This is a genomic window from Treponema zioleckii (assembly GCF_014737315.1).
GTDB lineage: Bacteria > Spirochaetota > Spirochaetia > Treponematales > Treponemataceae > Treponema_D > Treponema_D zioleckii.
On sequence record NZ_JPUF01000007.1, the window covers coordinates 57,407 to 75,316 of the forward strand.

Here is a 17,910-nt window from a genome sequence, read left to right on the forward strand (position 1 = left end):
GCAAGCTGTCTAAAAATTATTATTATGCAGAATTTCTTTCGGCATCTACACTTTTCCGCCGGTTCGGTTTTATTTTTACCGTGAGGTCATCGTATGGAATTCAAACTCCTGGCCGTCATCACGAACTAGCACAAGTCTATTTGGTGAGCAAACTTTTATTTTATATGCTACGGTAAATGGGTCGTCATAAAATACCGCGTCTGGAATGTATAACGTTCCGTCTTCAAGGATTGACCATGTGCCGCTAAAACCTTCACTTTCTTTGATTCCCCAGTAAAAATGACCGTCTGCTTTTATGTAAACAACCATTCCGCTATTTTCCCAGTTACCAATAAGCCAGTTCAAGTCTATTTCATCTTTTTTTAAGGAATTTTTGAAAGGCTCGGTATCTGACAAATATCCGCCGAAAACCCAGCCCTCTCCAGGTGGAACGTCTTCCATGTCTTTGGCGTAATACCAGACTTCGGTGATTCCGTCGATTGTAAAGTTTTTGTTCGTCTGCTTTGTGATTTCTAATTTTGTGCCATTAAAAAATTGTCCGAGCTTTTTGCCGTTAACAGGGGCGCTTCTGTAATTCAATTTTGAACCGTCAGCTATATTTACGAATTTTATAATCGGACTTTGTAAATCCGTTATTTCGTAGCCGTTTGAAGTTTTGTCATGTTTTTCCTGCCCCCAAAACGTGAAGCAAACAGAAATCAATACTGATATTAAAATTAACCTTTTCATTTTTGTCTCCTTTTCAATCCAGACTTTGCCTAGATTATAGTATATTTTTGAAACGCCGCAACGAACGACCAACTGATTTTTACGTTTAAAAGTTCACTTGCTAATGCGCAAGTTTTCGTCAGAAAAGTTTCAGAAAATGCACGAAGCCAGTTCAAAATTGAAAAAAACACTTGTACGTTTACGGAAACGCATAAAATCAACTCAAATTCGTAAAATTTACTTGTGCTTTTCCTTGTTGTATCGATTGCCATTTTAGTGTATGTTGTAAATGTTGAAAAACAGTAAGCGGTGCTGTTCTTTGCGAAATTCTGCGAAAAACAGTTAAAAGGGAAGTTCGGTGAAAATCCGACACGATCTCGTCACTGTAATTAGGGAGCGCAATTCCGACAAAATCACTGGAAAAATCCGGGAAGATGGAAGAGCGCAATGATTTTTAAGTCAGGAAACCTGCCGTTTATGATAGTACAGGACTTAGAATTAAGCCCAGATCACGAGCAATTGGTCGTACTTAATGCGGAGATTCTCTAATTTAAGATAAAACGGCTGCCAACAATTTTAAAGCGTCTCGGCAGCCGTTTTGTTTTCTTTAGAAACTCTATGAACATAAGTGAAAAATCAAAAACTGGAGAAAAACGATGAAAAAGACAATTTTTTCAAAAATGATTCTTTCGGCAGCTGCATTGGCATTCCTTGCCGGCTGTCAGAAAAAACAAGCCAACACTGTTTCTGACGAAGAAACAGCCGCAAAAGTTGGTGCGTTAATCGACGCAATCTACGTTCAAAAATGGAGCGAGGAGACTGACGCCCAGTGTGCCGCAGCAAAAGCTGCTTGGGACGCACTCACCGACGCTCAAAAAGAACTTGTTACAGGCGAGAACGCAGACCCTGATTATTTTGGACGCGACACGGGCGACGCTTCAAAAGACAATCCGCTCAATCAGGATGAAATCGGCGAGAATGAAATTCTTGTCGTAAGCTTCGGAACATCTTTTAACGACAGTCGTACAACAGACATTGGCGGAGTTGAAAAAGCGATTCAGAAAGAATTCCCTGACTGGTCTGTACGCCGTGCTTTTACCGCTCAGGTTATCATCAATCATATTCAGGCGCGTGACGGTGAAAAAATCGACAATGTTGAGCAGGCTCTTGACCGTGCTGTAAAAAACAACGTAAAGAATCTTGTCGTTCAGCCAACTCATCTTATGCACGGTGCTGAATACGATGAACTTACAGAGACGCTCGAAAAATACTCTGACAAAATCGAAAAAATTGTGATTGCAGAGCCTTTGCTTGGCGAAGTTGGTTCAGATGCAAAAACTGTAAACACCGACAAAGAGACTGTTGCAAAAGCAATCACCGCACAGGCCGTAAAAGACGCCGGCTTTGAGTCACTTGCAGCCGCTGACCAGGAACGGACGGCTTTCGTATTTATGGGGCACGGAACTTCTCACACTGCAAAAATCAGCTACAGTCAGATGGCTTCGCAAATGGCTGCTTTGCAGTACGACAATGTTTTTGTTGGAACCGTTGAAGGCGAGCCGGAAGAAACTGCCTGCGAAAACGTAATTGAAGCCGTTACTGCCGCAGGTTACAAAAACGTTGTTCTCCGCCCGCTCATGGTTGTTGCAGGCGACCATGCGAACAACGACATGGCTGGAGACGACGATGACTCATGGAAGTCAATGTTCACCACAAAAGGCAAGTTTGCAAAAATCGACTGCCAGATTGCGGGACTTGGCGGAATTGAAGAAATCCAGAATCTTTACGTTAGCCACACAAAAGCCGCAATTGAAGGCGAGGGCCTTTCTTTGACGGAAAAAAAAACTCTAGCGGACTAAACGACGGCATCTACAGTGCCCGCTTTAAGACCGACAGCTCCATGTTCCGCGTGAATGAAGCTAACAACGGACGTGGAGTTCTTTTGGTCGAAGAGGGCAAAATGAACATTCACATCAGCCTTTCGGGCAAAAAAATTGTTAATTTGTATCTCGGCAAGGCTGAAAACGCCAAAACTGACGAAGGTGCCTGGCTCAATCCTGTGGAAGATGAAATAATCTACCGCGACGGCACAAAAGAGACTGTTTTTGGCTTTGACGTTCCCGTTCCGTACCTCGACAAAGAATTTGACCTTGCCCTAATCGGCACAAAAGGCGTTTGGTACGACCACAAAGTTCGCGTTACGGACGTAAAATAAAGAGGTAAAAATGCCAGTAAGTTCTGTTGTAAGCAAAATAAAAAATGTTGGCGTGCAAAAAAAAATCATCTTTTTCATTTTGATTTTTGTGAGCCTGATTTTTTCCTGCTCAAAAAATAATGACGGAACTTACGAGGTTTCTGTTCGCCTCGAAGGCGGCTCCGGAAAATCTTTCATAAAGTCGCCTTCAATCTTAAAAATCCAAAATCAACAAAAAATCCTTACCGTTCAGTGGTCCAGCAAAAATTACGATTACATGCTTGTGGACGGTAAAAAATATCTGAACGAAACGCCGGGCGATTTTTCTACGTTCACGTTCCCAATAAAAAATCTCCAAAAAATCCCTGTTGCCGCAAATACGACCGCGATGGGAAGTCCGCACCAAATCGAATACACGCTCGTTTTTGATTCGGATTTGGCTTCGAATTTTACAAAGTTAAAATCAGAAGATTCTCGTAAAACTCGCCCCGAATCGGAAATCACTTCCAAAACGAATCAGAAAAATCTTTCTTCGGACGAATCCGCTTTCCCTTTGCGCACCACCTCAGAGAAAATTCCTCTCCAGTACGCTAGGCAGTTTGCAATCGAAAAGGTGGACGGTGGCACTCTCCTAAGCATTGAAGGCGAAAAAGCCATTTTTGTAGTTGCAGAGAATTCTGAGCCGCCAAAAAATCTGCCTTCCTCTGTTTGCGTTTTGCGGCAGCCTGTAAACAACGCATATCTTCTTTCAACTTCCGTAATGGATTTTCTTTCAAAACTAAAAGTTGTGTCTCACGTGCGTTTTACTGGCACAAAAAAATCAGACTGGTTTATTGATGAAGCGCTTTCAGCCTTTGAGAGCGGCGCTTTGAGCTTTGCAGGAAAGTATAGCTCTCCGGATTACGAACTGCTTCTTTCCGAAAATTGCGACCTTGCAATCGAAAACACAATGATTTATCACAAAAGTGAAGTGAAGGAAAAACTTGAAGAACTTGGAATTCCTGTAATCGTTGAAAAATCCACTTACGAGCAAAATCCTCTCGGTCGCCTTGAATGGATAAAATTCTGGGGCGTGATTTTTAATCGCGAAGCCGAGGCGAACCGATTTTTTGACGAGCAAGTTCTGCGTATTCAGTCTGCAATCAAAGAAAATCTTTCGGAATCGCGCCAAAAAAAAGTTGCGTTTTTTTATGTGACGACGAACGGCGCGGTAAACGTGCGTAAGCCCAACGACTACATCGCGCGACTCATTGAACTTGTTGGCTTGGAGTACGTTCCGCGCGTGAATGTTGGCGAAGATTCAAGTGCCGTTGCCACGGTGAACATTCAAATGGAAGAATTTTATCTTTTGGCTCGCGATGCCGATGTTTTAATTTATAACGGAAACATTTCCGGCGAGATTTCTTCTATAGAAGATTTGCTCTTAAAAAATCCACTTTTCGCCGATTTTGAAGCCGTAAAAAACAAGCGGGTTTATTTTGTCGGAAAAAAATTCTTTCAGGAAACTACGGGCATGGCAAAGTTTATAGAAGATTTGAGGAAGTTTTAAAAATCGGATGACAGGAAACATTTCACGAAATATTTTTTACAGAACAGTTTTTGCGTTCACTTTCATTTTTATTTTTCTCGCAATCCTGATTTTTTGGAATCTTTCTTCTGGAAGCGTTTCAACGTCGTTTTTTAACGTAATAAAAATTCTCCTAAAAAAATCGGATTCTTCTGACGCGCTCTGCAAAGTTATTTGGACTATCAGGTTCCCGCGGGTTCTTTCTGCACTTCTTTTGGGCGGCGCGCTTTCCGTTTCGGGCTTGCTCCTTCAAATATTTTTCTCAAACCCGATTGCCGGCCCTTACGTTTTAGGAATTTCTTCCGGGGCAAAACTTTCTGTCGCGCTGGCGATGATTTTTCTTTTGAGCCGTGGAGTTCACTTAAACTCGCTCGGAATGGTCGGAGCTGCATTTTTAGGTTCAATGCTTGCGATTCTTTTTGTTCTGATTCTTTCGTTCCGCGTAAAAAGCATGTCGGTTCTTGTGGTGTGCGGAATTTTGGTCGGCTACATTTGCTCGGCTGTCACTGACTTTTTTATTACTTTTGCGAGCGACTCAAATATTGTGAACCTGCACAACTGGTCGCTGGGAAGTTTTTCTGGCATGAACTGGAACGACGTAAAAATCATCACTTTTATCGTGATTCCTGTTTCGTTTTTTGCTTTTTTGCTTTCAAAGCCAATCGGTGCATTTTTGCTCGGCGAAAATTATGCCCGAAGCGTTGGCGTGAACATAAAACTTTTGCGAGTCCTTTTGATTTTGCTTTCAAGCCTTCTTTCATCTTGCGTTACTGCTTTTGCGGGGCCTGTCTCGTTCGTGGGAATCGCAGTTCCGCATTTGGTAAAATCCGTTTTAAAAACTTCAAAACCGCGCGTTTTAATTCCGGCCTGCTTTTTTGCGGGCAGTGCGATAATGGTTTTTTGCGACGGAATTGCGCGCACTGTTCTCGCTCCAACAGAATTCAGCATCAGCACCGTAACCGCGATTCTATTGGTTCCCGTCGTAATTTGGATGATGCTAAAACGCGAGGGCAGACGATGAGCAAAATTCAAAAAATGAATGTGATGAATCTGATGACTGAAGAAAATGTGATGAATGAAAATCTTCTTTCCGTAAAAAATCTTTCTGCGGGTTATTCAAAAAAAATCGTGGTTTCGGATTTGAATTTTGATTTACAGGAAGGAGAAATCGTCACCCTGATTGGACCGAATGGTTCAGGAAAATCCACTGTCCTCAAAACAATCACAAAGCAGCTCGCCGCCATTTTCGGTTCAGTTGCAGTTTGTTCTAAAAATCTTGAAGCCATTCGGGGCAGTGAGCTTTCTAAGGCAATTTCCGTGGTTTCTACCGAAAAACCGCGCACAAACTTTATGACCTGCCGCGAAGTGATTGAAAGCGGACGCTATCCGCATACCAACGTTTTTTGGCACGCTCACAAAAGAAGACCGTGAGATTTGCGACGAAGCGATAAAATTCACTCACCTCGAAAAAATCGCCGACACGGATTTTTTAAAAATTTCTGACGGTCAAAAGCAACGCGTTCTTCTTGCACGTGCGATTTGCCAGGACACAAAAATAATTGTACTGGACGAACCAACTTCTTATCTTGACATGTTTTACAAACTCGATATTCTAAAGACCATACATTTTCTTGCACGAAAAAAGAAAAAGTCCATAATCATGTCGCTGCACGAACTTGAACTTGTAAAAATGATTTCGGACACAATTATTTGCGTTGGCGACGGATGCGTAAAGCGAATTGGAAAGCCTGGCGAAATTTTTGCGGGAAACTTTATTCAAAATCTTTACGGCATAAACGATGACGAGTTTGACCCAATTACTTGCACTGTAAAATTGCACCTGTAAAATATTAGGATTATCGTGCTTTTTTCGGTAAGCTTTACTCCCCGCTGGAGGATTCATGCTAGTAAAACAATTAGCCGGCATTCTGAACACGTTTCGGAATCTTTGGTTTAAGATTCTGAGACAAGCTCAGAATGACTGGTTGTTTAGGATTTGTTATGGCAGTTTTCATTCTTTTTGTTTCTGTAATCGGATTTTTGCTTGGCTTGTACGCTTTTTTTCTTCTTCGCAGGAATTTTACGTTTTTGCACGTGAACACAAAATCCAAAAAAATCTTCGCGCTCGAAATTTTCCTTGCCGCTGTAATCGGAATTTTTTGCGCGAACACAAGGTTTCTTTTGGGATTGTTGCTTCTTCAAATCCTTTTTCTTTCGATGATTTTTGACCTGGTGCTGATTCTTCCGAACAAAAAAGTCTCCGTTCCAAAAATTCTTCGTTCCGGCCTTATTCCGCTTGCGCTCGTTCTTCCGCTCAATATTTGGGGATATTTTAACCTTAATAAAATCGTTCGCACCGAGTACAATCTTTTTTCGCCAAAACTTGAGCGCGACTACAAAGTTGTTTTTCTTTCTGACGTGCATTGGGGAACGATTCAAAAAAAAGACGCCTTCAAAAGCAAAATTGAAGAAATTAATGCGGAAGGTGCGGATTTTATAATTTTGGGCGGTGACATGGTTGACGAAGGCACTTCCAAAGATGATATGAAAGAGATTTTTTCTCTGTGCAAAGAACTAAAAAGCCGTTACGGAACATATTTTATTTACGGAAATCATGATATTCAGCAATATTCGAGATTCAAGAATTTTACGATTGATGAATTGAACGATGCGATTTGCTCGAACAATATAAAAATCCTTGCCGATTCAATAGAAGAATTTGAAAGTGATTTGATTCTTGTTGGCCGTAAAGATTACGGATTTTCTGACGAAGCGCACCGCAAAACTATGAATGAATTGCTTTTGCAAGCCGAAAAAAATCGTTTTACTTTCGTTGCCGACCACCAGCCCCGGAACGTGGAGCAGAATGCCGCGGAAAAAATCGACTTGCAGATTTCGGGGCACACTCATGCGGGGCAAATTTTCCCAATCGGCCGGATTATGGCGCTCACCGGCAATTACGTTTACGGCGAATACAAAAAAGACGACCTCGCGCTGATTGTAAGTTCTGGCATTGCCGGCTGGGGCTACCCTGTAAAAACCGAGAAAGTGTGCGAATATGTTGTTGTGAATTTAAAATCCAAAAAAAAATGAAAAATTTTTAAAAAATAAAAAGAAAAACTGTTGACACAAATTAGTCATTTATATAATATATATATCGTTCGCTAGCCACTAACGAACAATGAAATACAAAATGATCCCTTAGCTCAGTCGGTAGAGCAACGGACTGTTAATCCGTGTGTCGCTGGTTCAAGCCCAGCAGGGGTCGAAAAGCCACTTGAAGATAATTCGAGTGGCTTTTTTTATTTATCCTTAATCATATAAAAACTGTTGGTCGGTACTGGAAGATAGGTCAGGGAGCTGTCTAAAACTACTGTCATGCCGAATTTATTTCGGCATCTCCACTATCTGTAACGTAAGAAACCCCGAATCAAGTTCGGGGTGACATTGCAGAATTGAGATTTTAAGTGGCGTAGCGAACGCCAGAGCAGTTTTGCATTTGCAAGTTTTTTCGCTATCTATGGTGTTTTAGCCACTTGCCGGTGAACCAATAAATCCAAAAGGCAATGCTTGTAACCACCCATGTAATCGGGTAGCTTGCTATTACGCTTTTTACGGTGTTAAAATGCGGTACCGCGGTAAAAAGCCAGAAAATTCGGAGTGCGCAGATTCCAAAAAGCGAAATTATCATCGGAATGAAAGAGTCGCCTGTTCCTCGAATTACGCCCGAAAGAATCTCGATTGAAATGTAAGTTACCCAGACCGGGACTAAAAAGTGCATCATTTCCATTCCGCTCAAAATAACATCCGCATCCTTTGCGAATAAGTTGAACCAGAGCCGCCCTGTGAGCCAAAAAAACACTGTTGAAAAGATCGTAAAAATCAGTGTGATAAAAAAACTTTCCCACATTGACCTTGTTACGCGCCGAATTTTTCCCGCGCCGTAATTTTGCCCCGCAAAAGTCGTAACGGCAACACCCATGGCATTCACGATTGTCCAGAATACGGCATCGATTTTTGAGTAGGCTGCCCAGGCCGCAATCGTAGTGGTTCCGAATGAATTTATTGCCGATTGGATAATGATGTTTGAAAGGCCGTAGAACGTGGACTGGATTCCTGCCGGAAATCCGATTTTTAGCATTTTTAAGAGAATTGGAATGTTCAGCTCTATTTTTCTGAATCTGAACTGTACGCAGGAATTTTTTTTGTAAAGGATTACGAGCGAGACAATCATGCTTTCGATTTGGCTCAGGACTGTTGCCCAAGCAACTCCTGCAACTTTCCAGTCAAAAACGAGAACGAAAAGTGAGTCCAAAATGATGTTCGTGAAGACTGCTGCAATCAGAATGTAGAGCGGTGTTTTTGAGTCGCCCGCCGCACGCAAAATTCCGCTTGCCATGTTGTAGACGAACATTGGAATCATGCTCACAAAAAAAATGTTCAGATACTGAATAGAAAGTTCTTTAATGTCGTCCGGTGTTTTTGTTATGTCCATAACCCACCGGCTTGCAAGCACTCCGCCAAGCGTCATTATCGCGCCGCCGATTAGCGAGAGCGAGAGTGATGTGTGGGCTGCGCGGCTTGCTTCGGCTTCGCGCTTTGCTCCGTAAAGTTGTGCGATTACGACGCCCGCTCCGCTTGAAATTCCCACGAAGAAGCCGATTATGAGCGTAAGATAAACTGCAGTTCCGCCGCCAACCGCCGCAAGAGACTCTTTATCCAAAAATTTTCCGACGATAATTGCGTCAATTGTGTTATAAAGCTGCTGAAAAAGTGTTCCAATGAGAATCGGAAAGAAAAATGTTAGAAGTGCCTTCCAGATTTTTCCTTCGGTGATAGAATTTTGTTTTGAATCAATATTTATACTTTTCATAACTGGATACAAGATTTTACTGTGTGGTTTCAGTTTGTGCTAGGCTATCACGGAAACACTACAAGTTGGCTTTACGAATTTAAGTTGATTTTGTTGGTGCAATTTTGTTGTTCGCGTGTCGCTCGCAACTTTTTGTGGGAGACTTGTTTTTGCGCTTCCTCCTTTCAATTTATCTGTGTCCCATCTGAGTTAATCCCCGTTCATCTGTGTCTCTCCCATGAAAAATCCACTTTAAGGAGTTGTGTTTTCGATACGCGTTGCTACTCAACCACCGGGCTGTTTTCAGTTTTGCGTTTCCGTTTTCCTCTTTCATTTTTATCTGTGTCCCATCTGAGTTCATCCGTGTTCATCAGTGTCTCTCCCGAAAAGTCCACTTTAAGGAGTTGTGGTTTCGAGTTCGCTCAACCACCGGGCTGTTTTCAATTTATCTGTGTCAAATGCGGCAGTCTCGCTTTGCATTTTCTCGCCACTGGCTTGGGGAAACTCCGCAGAAATTTTTGAAGGCTCTTGAAAAATTAAGCTGGTTGTTGAATCCTACGGCTCTTCCAACGTCGGCTACAGAAAGTTCCGTGTTCCGCAATAAAGTCTGTGCTTTTGACATACGGTAGATTATCAAAAATTCTTTTGGAGACTTTCCTGTGCTCTGCTTGAATATCTTCGTAAGATAACTCCTGTTAATGTCACAAAGTTTTGCGATATCCTCAACGCTTATATCCTGCATGAATCTTTGTTCAATAAAATTAATCGCTTCTTTTATGTAAAAATCACTCATTTTTGTGGTTTTTATGATTCCGTCGCGTTTGCAAGAAGCCGTCAGGTAATGCATAAAAAGGTAAAGATGCCCAATTATGTTGAACGGGCTTTCGTTCGGGTTGTGAGAAATATACGACATTTCATGAAGCAATGCTTCCCGGCTTTTTTGGTCTGTTGTGGTGTAAACGGGAGTTTCTGTCGTCATTTTAGTAAGGGCAATCACTTCTTTTACTTTTAGTCCGTCAAATTCTAGCCACGTATATTCCCAAGGATTGTCCTTGTCTGCAAAGTAAGTCGTAATCTGCCCAGGAAAAATCAAAAATCCCTGACCGCCGCTTATATGAAAAACATTGTCATTTCCTTTTGGACCGTTTGCCACTAAAGTTCCCTTGCCCCGCACAACATAATGAAACAAATAATGATTTCTGGTGGTGGGACCAAATGAATGTCCGCTGGAACATTTTTCCCATCCGCACTGATAAAGATTAAGGTCAACAAAATTCTCGCTAGAAAAAATATAAAAAGTGTCCTTTTCCATAGAATCTCTCCGTTCTGATGATATGTAACAAATTGACATATAAAATAATCTTTAAAAATCTTCTGGTTGGAAATGTCAGAATTAGGCAAAATCAACGTGATGTTGATTGCATGCTTTACGTTACGAGCTGTTTTTAGCATTATCAATTCTATATATCATTTTATCTTATGATATGTCAAAATCTCGCATAATGCAACAAAGTGATATAAAATTGAAACTTTTCTTTCATTTACATCTAAAAATTCTGTGCTACCCTAAAATAAACAAACTCCACAAGTCTATTTTAAGCGGAAATGGATTTTTGAAGTTTGCAAAAATAGTAGTTGATAATTGGAGGAACTATGAAAAAAGTTAAATTTCTTTCTGCTGCTTTGCTTGCCATGTCTCTTGCAATGCTTACAAGTTGTGGTAACAAAAAAACTTCAACCGCTGAAGTCAAAATTGGAAGCGGTTACACGACCGATGTGATTAAAGTAAACATTTGGGATAACAACCAGAGGGAAGGTTTGCAGAAAATCGCTGATGAATGGTCTGGAAAATCTGGCGTAAAAGTCAGCATTGAAGTTGTGGACTGGAATAATTACTGGACTTTACTTGAGGCCGGAGCTTCCGGCGGACAGATGCCAGATGTGTTCTGGATGCACTCAAACACAGTTCAGATGTACATGGAGAACGACCTTCTTCTTAATCTTGACCCATACATTGCCGCTGATTCCAGCATTGACATGAGCAAATACTACGACGGAATCAAAAATCTTTACACACGCAAAGACGGAAAAATCTTCGCTGTTCCAAAAGACCATGATACAATCGCTCTTCTTTACAACAAGGCAATCTTTGACAAATATGGCGTTGAATATCCGAATGACAACTGGACTTATGAGGATATGTACGAGGCTGCAAAGAAAATCACAGAAGCTTCAAACGGCTCTGTTTACGGATTTGCCGTTGACACATCTAACAATCAGGATGGCTGGTATAACGTAGTTTATGCTTACGGCGGAAAAGTTATTACTGACGACCACAAAGGAACAACGCTCGCTTCTCCAGAAAGCAAAGCCGGAATGGAAATGGTAAGAAAATTGCTTACAGTATCTACTCCACAGACTGTAGTTTCTGAGACTTCAAACGACGTTCTCTTCAAATCTGGAAAAGTCGCTATGATTACACAAGGTTCATGGATGATTAACAGCTTCTACACCGCAGAGAATGCAAAAGATTATGCTTGGGCAATGCTCCCGTATGCAGACTTGAACGGAAACGGTCAGTGCGAGAAGAATGAACGCTGGTCCGCTTACAACGGCTTGGGCTGGGCCGCTTCTTACAATACAAAAGACCCTAACGCCGCTTGGGGACTCATTGCTTACTTCTGCTCACAGGCTGGACAGCGCGAACAGTCTGAACTTGGCGTAACAATGGCTGGAATGTACGGTGAGTCAGACGCTTTTGCAAAAGCATTCACTGGAATGGACGTAAGTGCGTTCACAAAAATCGAAGAGAATGGTTCGCTCTATTTTAGACCATACACACGAAATACGCCGGTTTGGGAAGATGCTCTCAAAAAGAAAGGCTCATTCCTTGACGCATGGCAGAATCCTTCTGATCCAGCGGTTATGGAAAAAGCTTGTGAGAATTCTCAGGCAATAATCAAAAAGGCAATTGCGGCTGAATAAGGCGAGTAGATTTTTATTTGGCATCTCTGCAAAGAAAAAAAATTGGATTTCAGAGATGCCTGTAACTTTGCTCAAAAAGTTGTAGGGGACTTTTACGGGGAGGCATGATAAAAAAGATGTTCTGTAAAAAAAAGATGACTAAGTCCGCAAAAAATGAAGCAATCTGGGGACTTGCATTTGTTGCGCCAACAATAATCGGACTTGTAATACTTAATTTCATACCTGTTTTTAATACAATCTACCAGTCACTCTGCAAGACCGGTGACTTTGGAAAAGGAAATAAATTTGTCGGTTTGGCAAACTACATAGCTGTTTTGACCGATAGCGAAAGTTGGCAATCATTTTTAAATACAATCAAATATGCGATAATCGAAGTCCCGTTCGGAATTGCAATCGCCTTGGTTTTGGCTGTATTGCTCAATAAAAAATTAACGGGAAAAACTGTCTTTAGAACAATATTCTTTCTGCCGATGGTTTGTGCCCCTGCCGCTGTTGCAATGGTATGGAAATGGCTCTACAACCAGCAGTTTGGTCTTATAAATAATCTCTTTGGAACCCAGATAGCTTGGATTTCAAATCCAAAAATCGCATGGATTTCCGTAGGCGTAATTGGTGTGTGGTCAATCATCGGTTACAACATGGTTCTTTTTCTTTCGGCCCTGCAAGAAATTCCTTCTGATTATTACGAGGCTGCCACGATTGACGGTGCTTCGGAAATCAGTCAGTTTTTTCATATTACGGTTCCGCTTTTGACAAATACAACTTTCTTTATTGTGCAGACGCGAATCATTGCAACTCTTACGATATTCGACCTTATGTTCATGGTAATGGATATTACAAACGTCGCTTTGCAGGATGTTCAGTCAACCGTTTTTCTGTTCTACACTTACGCGTTCAGAAACGGAAATAAGGGCTTGGGTGCGGCTCTGGTAATGGTTCTTGTTGTTTTCATAATGATTGTAACGTTCATCATGCAGAAGATTGAAAAAAAAGTTGTACGTTCAACAGGTGGTAAAAATGAAAAGTAGTTCACGTTCAACAACAAATTGCTTGTTTTATGGAGTGCTCATCGTAATGGCTTTTATAATGATTCTTCCCTTTGTGTGGATGATTCTTACTGCCGTTAAGACAAATCAGGAGGCGATTTCGGTTGACCCGTTCTATTTTTTCCCTCAGACAAAATGGCATTGGGAAAACTTTGTGACGGTATGGAAGTCATACAACTTTTTGATTTTGTACAAGAACACTTTGCTGATGATTTTTTTCCGTATTCTTTGCGCTTGTCTTACGGCTACACTTGCAGGCTATGCGTTTGCGCGCCTTAAATTTCCGGGAAAAAACATTCTGTTCGCACTGGTTTTGATTCAGATGATGATTCCGTCTCAGATTTTTATAATTCCGCAATACATTATGGTTTCAAAACTCGGTTGGCTTAACACTACGCCGGGTCTTGTTTTTCCTGGAATAGTTTCTGCCTTCGGCACGTATCTTTTAAAAACATCTTTTGAGAATCAGCCAAAGGCGTTGGAAGAAGCTGCAAGCATTGACGGTTGCAATATCGGACAGAGATTTCTTTTTATAATGATGCCTCTCGCAAAATCTGCCATGGTCGCGCTGGGCATCTTTACGGCACTTTTTGCCTTTAAGGACTTGATGTGGCCGATGATTGTCTGCACAACTTCAACGACTACAACCCTTTCTGCTGGACTTGCAAAAATGCAGGGACAGTACGAAACCGACTACCCGACGATGATGGCTGCCGCGGTCATTGCGGTAATCCCGATGATTGTAATTTACATCATTTTCCAAAAGCATTTTGTAAAGGGAATCGCAAGTTCAGGTTTGAAACTTTAGTGTCTTTGTTGCGGGTGTCCGAGCGTGTTTTAGGTTGCCCCACAAAAGAAAATTTAGTTCAAAATTAAATTTTAAGGAAGAATTATGACTGACTCAAACAAAAACGGAATCTTTTTCCGTGACGGGATTTTTACGCTCCAAACAAAAAACTCTACTTATCAAATGAAAGCTGATAAATTCGGCTTTTTGCTCCATCTATATTATGGAAGAAAAATGTTCGGAAATGCTGATTTTCTTCCGCATCAGGGAGACAGAGGTTTTTCGCCAAATCCTTATGACGCAGGTTCTGACAGAACCTACTCGCTGGACTTTTTACCGCTTGAATTCCCTGTCCGTGGAGTCGGGGACTTTAGAAGCCCCGCATTTGATGTAAAATATGCGGACTCTTCATGGGGCTTGGACTTGCGCTACAAGTCTTACAAAATTTCTGACGGAAAATATTCGCTTTCGGGGCTTCCTGCCGTTTATTCTGAGAAAGCGAGTGACGAGGCTCAGACCCTCGAAATCATTCTTGAAGACGATGTTGCGAAGATTCAGGCAAAACTTTTGTACGGAATCTTGCCAAAACTCGATATAATCACCCGAAGCGTTGAAGTCACGAATCTTGGGGAAGAAACTTTCACAATCGAAAAATTGCAGGCAGCTTCGCTTGATTTTGTTGCGGGAAATTACGACTTTATAAAATTCTACGGACGGCACGCAATGGAACGCAACGCCGAGCGAACGCCAATCACTCATTGCGCCCAGGTAATTTCTAGCCGCAGAGGCACTTCAAGCCATCAGTACAGTCCTGTTATGATTGTCTGCAAAAATGATGCGACAGAAAACTCTGGAAGCGTATGGGGCTTAAATTTTGCGTATTCAGGCGGATTCAAAGGCGAGGCTGAGAAAGACCAGTTCAACTCAACTCGCATCCAGCTTGGCTTGCAGGACGAAATGCTTTCTTACCCGCTCCACAAAGGCGAAAAATTCGTATCTCCAGAAGTCATAATGACTTATTCGAACAACGGAATCGGGCAGGTTTCTCGCAATTTCCACAAGTGCATCGCAAAAAATATCTGCCGCGGAAAATACCGTGATGAAATTCGACCGGTTTTGCTCAACAGTTGGGAAGCAAACTACTTCAACATTTCAAAAGATTCAATCTTAAAACTCGCAAAAGATGCATCTGAGCTTGGAATCGAAATGCTTGTAATGGACGACGGCTGGTTTGGAAAACGCGACGACGACAATTCCGGCTTGGGCGACTGGATTATCAACGAAAAGAAAATTGGTTGCTCCCTTAAAGAACTTGTCGAAAAAGTGAATGAAACTGGCCTTAAATTCGGAATCTGGTTTGAGCCAGAAATGATCAACGAGGATTCAGACCTTTACCGCGCGCACCCGGACTGGGCTTTGAACTTTAAAGGCAGAAAACCTGTCCGCGGTCGGAATCAGCTTGTTTTGGATTACTCTCGCCCGGAAGTGGTTGAGGCGATTTTTGAGCAGATGTGCAAAGTTTTGGATTCAGCGAATGTTGAATACGTAAAATGGGACTTTAACCGAAGCATAAACGACGTTTACTCTTATGCGGAAAACGTTGAGAATCAGGGAAAAGTTTTGTACGACTTTGTGAAAGGCACTTACTCGCTTGCCGAAAAACTCACTTCCCGTTACCCGAATATCCTTTTTGAAGGATGCTCAGGCGGCGGAGGCCGTTTTGATGCCGGCATGATGTTCTACACGCCGCAAATCTGGTGCTCCGATAACACCGATGCAATCGACCGCACGCGCATTCAGTACGGAACGTCATTCGCTTTCCCCGCAAGCACGGTCGGCTCGCATGTTTCAATCGTTCCGAACCACCAGACAGGCAGAGTTTGCCCGATGAAGACCCGTGGAGTCGTTGCGATGGCAGGAACTTTCGGCTACGAGCTTGATTTGGCAAAAATCACTTCCGAGGAAAAAGAAGAGATTCGCGAGCAGGTAAAATCTTACAAAAAATACGCCAATCTGATTAAAAACGGCGACTACTACAGGCTCACAAATCCGTTTACCGACGAGACGGCATCTTGGGCATTCGTGGCAGAGGATAAGAGCGAAGCACTAGTCAGCTCTGTTCAGCTTGAAATGCACGGAAACATGACTCCGCTTTACGTGCCGATTTTTGGCTTGGAGAATGGCGCAGTTTACCGAGACGAAGAAAGTGGAAATCTTTATCCTGCCGATGTTTTGGAAGAACTCGGACTTCCAATTACGGAACCTATGCTTCACTTTAAGGCCTATCAGTGGCATTTAGTGAAAGCATAAAATAACTTTCGGGCAGCTTGAGAGCCTCCTAAAGCTGTCCCGTTTTTTTTGTTTGGAAGGAAATCTGACATAACAATTAATTTTATTTGACAAATAACATGTTAGGGCTGAAAATCAAAAATATGTAACGGTTTAACGTTATATTAAAAACGGAGGATAAAAAATGAAAAAACTGTTAGGTGCACTTCTCTCTGTTGCATTGCTAGGGTCGGCTTTTGTTTCTTGCTCAAAGAATCAAAATGGAGCTGCTTCTTCGTCAGATTCTGCTACTGCTGCTAAAGCGGAATCTACTTCGGAAGCAAAGAAAATAAAGATTGGTGTATCAATCTGGAGTTCTACAGACACACTCGGAAGCCAGTGTAAACGCATCATTGATGCTGCTGCAAAGGCATTGGACGTTCAGGTAATGTATGTAGATCAGGGACACATCTCTGAAAACGTAACTAATTCTGCTGAAACATTGAGCGCAGCAGGTTGTGACGGTATCATCATTTGTAACTCTGCATCAGCAGAAATGACATCTGTAATCAACACATGTAATCAGAATAAAGTTTATGTTGCGCAGTTCTTCCGCGTAATCAATCAGGAAACAAATCCTAACGAATTCGCTCTCGCTCAGAAATCTCCATACTATGTAGGTGCTGTTCACGAGAACGAAGTTGAGAACGGAAAAAAACTTGTTACTATTCTTGCAGAAAAAGGCAACAAAAAAATCGCTCTTGAAGGCTGGGAAGCTGGTGACGCTACGTTCTTGCTCCGCTGGGAAGGATACAAAAAAGGCGTTGAAGAATGGAACGCTTCACATGACGACAAAATCGAACTTCTTGATCCGCAGTACGGCGGAACAACATCTGATACAGGACGTTCTACAGCAGAGGCTATCATTAATGCTAACCCAGACATTGACGCTTTGATCGTTGCTGGTGGCGGCGGAGACACATTGGTTGGTGCTTTGGCTGCTATTGAGTCTATGGGCAAAAAAGGTCAGATTGCCGTTGTTTCTACAGACTTCCTTGCTGACCTTGACGAACAGCTCAAGAGTGGCGGAATGGCTGCTGAGTCAGGCGGACACTACTGTGACCCACTTATTGCATTCATGTTGGTTTACAACGCAGTTAAAGGAAACTACACAGTTCCAACAGACAGCTTCTATGACATCAACTTCCCATATTTGTATGTAGCTTCTCCAGAGGATTATGCTTCTTACGCAAAATACTTTGTAGACGACCTCCCATACAATGCTGCCGAGCTTAAAAACATGGCTGCACTCTCAGAGAAGGGACTTGAAGAAGCTGCTGCTAAACTCTCAATCGAAGATGTTCAGAGCCGCAGATAGTCTTGCAAAGGTGATAACTTCGAAAAGCTGAAGTTTTTCGAAGTTCCCTTTTATAAGTAATGAAGGGAAAATGACCTTAAAATCTAAGGCACTTTTTTTGCTAGCATTGGGGTCAGAAAACTTTT

At 42.1% G+C, this 17,910-nt stretch carries 15 protein-coding genes, 1 tRNA gene and 1 riboswitch; of the genes, 13 read left to right on the forward strand and 3 right to left on the reverse strand.

Annotated elements, in window-relative coordinates; genetic code table 11:
- Positions 1 to 75 precede the first annotated feature (75 nt).
- A complete protein-coding gene (locus tag JI65_RS03255; protein WP_191013945.1) occupies positions 76 to 729 on the reverse strand; it encodes an SH3 domain-containing protein in 654 nt (217 codons plus the stop codon).
- A 269-nt stretch (positions 730 to 998) separates the two neighbouring features.
- A riboswitch (cobalamin riboswitch) is annotated at positions 999 to 1,198 on the forward strand.
- A 166-nt stretch (positions 1,199 to 1,364) separates the two neighbouring features.
- On the opposite strand from JI65_RS03255, the gene JI65_RS03260 reads away from it, so the two are divergent.
- From JI65_RS03260 to JI65_RS03295, 8 genes are all read left to right on the forward strand, one after another.
- On the forward strand, positions 1,365 to 2,567 hold the full coding sequence (locus JI65_RS03260; protein WP_191013946.1) for a sirohydrochlorin cobaltochelatase: 1,203 nt from the start codon (positions 1,365 to 1,367) through the stop codon (positions 2,565 to 2,567).
- A gap of 41 nt (positions 2,568 to 2,608) precedes the next feature.
- Complete coding sequence (locus JI65_RS03265) at positions 2,609 to 2,923, forward strand: hypothetical protein (RefSeq protein ID WP_191013947.1); 315 nt, start codon at positions 2,609 to 2,611, stop codon at positions 2,921 to 2,923.
- Positions 2,924 to 2,933: 10 nt separating this feature from the next.
- Positions 2,934 to 4,451 carry an ABC transporter substrate-binding protein gene (locus tag JI65_RS03270; protein ID WP_191013948.1) on the forward strand — a complete coding sequence of 506 codons (1,518 nt, stop codon included), beginning with the start codon at positions 2,934 to 2,936 and terminating at the stop codon, positions 4,449 to 4,451.
- 7 nt (positions 4,452 to 4,458) lie between these two features.
- Positions 4,459 to 5,490 carry a FecCD family ABC transporter permease gene (locus JI65_RS03275; protein WP_191013949.1) on the forward strand — a complete coding sequence of 344 codons (1,032 nt, stop codon included), beginning with the start codon at positions 4,459 to 4,461 and terminating at the stop codon, positions 5,488 to 5,490.
- Positions 5,487 to 5,900, forward strand: a complete 414-nt coding sequence (locus JI65_RS17505) for an ATP-binding cassette domain-containing protein (protein WP_191013950.1) — start codon at positions 5,487 to 5,489, stop codon at positions 5,898 to 5,900. Before JI65_RS03275 ends, JI65_RS17505 begins: the two co-directional genes overlap by 4 nt.
- On the forward strand, positions 5,839 to 6,315 hold the full coding sequence (locus tag JI65_RS17510) for an ATP-binding cassette domain-containing protein (RefSeq protein WP_191013951.1): 477 nt from the start codon (positions 5,839 to 5,841) through the stop codon (positions 6,313 to 6,315). Before JI65_RS17505 ends, JI65_RS17510 begins: the two co-directional genes overlap by 62 nt.
- Before the next feature lie 155 nt (positions 6,316 to 6,470).
- A complete protein-coding gene (locus JI65_RS03290; RefSeq protein ID WP_191013952.1) occupies positions 6,471 to 7,562 on the forward strand; it encodes a metallophosphoesterase in 1,092 nt (363 codons plus the stop codon).
- Positions 7,563 to 7,664: 102 nt separating this feature from the next.
- Positions 7,665 to 7,737 (forward strand) — tRNA-Asn (locus tag JI65_RS03295).
- A gap of 246 nt (positions 7,738 to 7,983) precedes the next feature.
- Here JI65_RS03295 and JI65_RS03300 read toward each other — a convergent pair.
- Positions 7,984 to 9,342, reverse strand: coding sequence for an MATE family efflux transporter (locus JI65_RS03300; RefSeq protein WP_191013953.1), 1,359 nt, complete (start codon positions 9,340 to 9,342; stop codon positions 7,984 to 7,986).
- 433 nt (positions 9,343 to 9,775) lie between these two features.
- Positions 9,776 to 10,633 (reverse strand): AraC family transcriptional regulator, encoded by an 858-nt coding sequence (locus JI65_RS03305; RefSeq protein WP_191013954.1) that lies wholly within the window; start codon positions 10,631 to 10,633, stop codon positions 9,776 to 9,778.
- Between the two features lie 341 nt (positions 10,634 to 10,974).
- Between JI65_RS03305 and JI65_RS03310 the strand changes: the two genes are divergently transcribed.
- From JI65_RS03310 to JI65_RS03330, 5 genes are all read left to right on the forward strand, one after another.
- Positions 10,975 to 12,306, forward strand: coding sequence for an ABC transporter substrate-binding protein (locus tag JI65_RS03310; RefSeq protein ID WP_191013955.1), 1,332 nt, complete (start codon positions 10,975 to 10,977; stop codon positions 12,304 to 12,306).
- Between the two features lie 104 nt (positions 12,307 to 12,410).
- Positions 12,411 to 13,334 carry a carbohydrate ABC transporter permease gene (locus tag JI65_RS03315; protein WP_191013956.1) on the forward strand — a complete coding sequence of 308 codons (924 nt, stop codon included), beginning with the start codon at positions 12,411 to 12,413 and terminating at the stop codon, positions 13,332 to 13,334.
- Entirely contained in the window at positions 13,324 to 14,160 is an 837-nt protein-coding gene (locus JI65_RS03320) for a carbohydrate ABC transporter permease (protein ID WP_191013957.1), read from the forward strand. The genes JI65_RS03315 and JI65_RS03320 overlap by 11 nt, the downstream gene beginning before the upstream one ends.
- Before the next feature lie 84 nt (positions 14,161 to 14,244).
- A complete protein-coding gene (locus tag JI65_RS03325) occupies positions 14,245 to 16,449 on the forward strand; it encodes an alpha-galactosidase (protein WP_191013958.1) in 2,205 nt (734 codons plus the stop codon).
- A gap of 163 nt (positions 16,450 to 16,612) precedes the next feature.
- On the forward strand, positions 16,613 to 17,785 hold the full coding sequence (locus JI65_RS03330; protein WP_191013959.1) for a sugar ABC transporter substrate-binding protein: 1,173 nt from the start codon (positions 16,613 to 16,615) through the stop codon (positions 17,783 to 17,785).
- Positions 17,786 to 17,910: the final 125 nt, after the last annotated feature.

What these genes read in the sequence shown, in the direction of transcription:
- JI65_RS17505 (WP_191013950.1), top strand. Translation starts at nt 5,487, where the DNA reads ATGAGCAAAATTCAAAAAATGAATGTGATGAATCTGATGACTGAAGAA.
- JI65_RS03320 (WP_191013957.1), top strand. Translation starts at nt 13,324, where the DNA reads ATGAAAAGTAGTTCACGTTCAACAACAAATTGCTTGTTTTATGGAGTG.
- JI65_RS03270 (WP_191013948.1), top strand. Translation starts at nt 2,934, where the DNA reads ATGCCAGTAAGTTCTGTTGTAAGCAAAATAAAAAATGTTGGCGTGCAA.
- JI65_RS03255 (WP_191013945.1), bottom strand. Translation starts at nt 729, where the DNA reads ATGAAAAGGTTAATTTTAATATCAGTATTGATTTCTGTTTGCTTCACG.
- JI65_RS03315 (WP_191013956.1), top strand. Translation starts at nt 12,411, where the DNA reads ATGATAAAAAAGATGTTCTGTAAAAAAAAGATGACTAAGTCCGCAAAA.
- JI65_RS03310 (WP_191013955.1), top strand. Translation starts at nt 10,975, where the DNA reads ATGAAAAAAGTTAAATTTCTTTCTGCTGCTTTGCTTGCCATGTCTCTT.
- JI65_RS03260 (WP_191013946.1), top strand. Translation starts at nt 1,365, where the DNA reads ATGAAAAAGACAATTTTTTCAAAAATGATTCTTTCGGCAGCTGCATTG.
- JI65_RS03300 (WP_191013953.1), bottom strand. Translation starts at nt 9,342, where the DNA reads ATGAAAAGTATAAATATTGATTCAAAACAAAATTCTATCACCGAAGGA.
- JI65_RS03325 (WP_191013958.1), top strand. Translation starts at nt 14,245, where the DNA reads ATGACTGACTCAAACAAAAACGGAATCTTTTTCCGTGACGGGATTTTT.
- JI65_RS03265 (WP_191013947.1), top strand. Translation starts at nt 2,609, where the DNA reads ATGTTCCGCGTGAATGAAGCTAACAACGGACGTGGAGTTCTTTTGGTC.
- JI65_RS03330 (WP_191013959.1), top strand. Translation starts at nt 16,613, where the DNA reads ATGAAAAAACTGTTAGGTGCACTTCTCTCTGTTGCATTGCTAGGGTCG.
- JI65_RS03290 (WP_191013952.1), top strand. Translation starts at nt 6,471, where the DNA reads ATGGCAGTTTTCATTCTTTTTGTTTCTGTAATCGGATTTTTGCTTGGC.
- JI65_RS03305 (WP_191013954.1), bottom strand. Translation starts at nt 10,633, where the DNA reads ATGGAAAAGGACACTTTTTATATTTTTTCTAGCGAGAATTTTGTTGAC.
- JI65_RS03275 (WP_191013949.1), top strand. Translation starts at nt 4,459, where the DNA reads ATGACAGGAAACATTTCACGAAATATTTTTTACAGAACAGTTTTTGCG.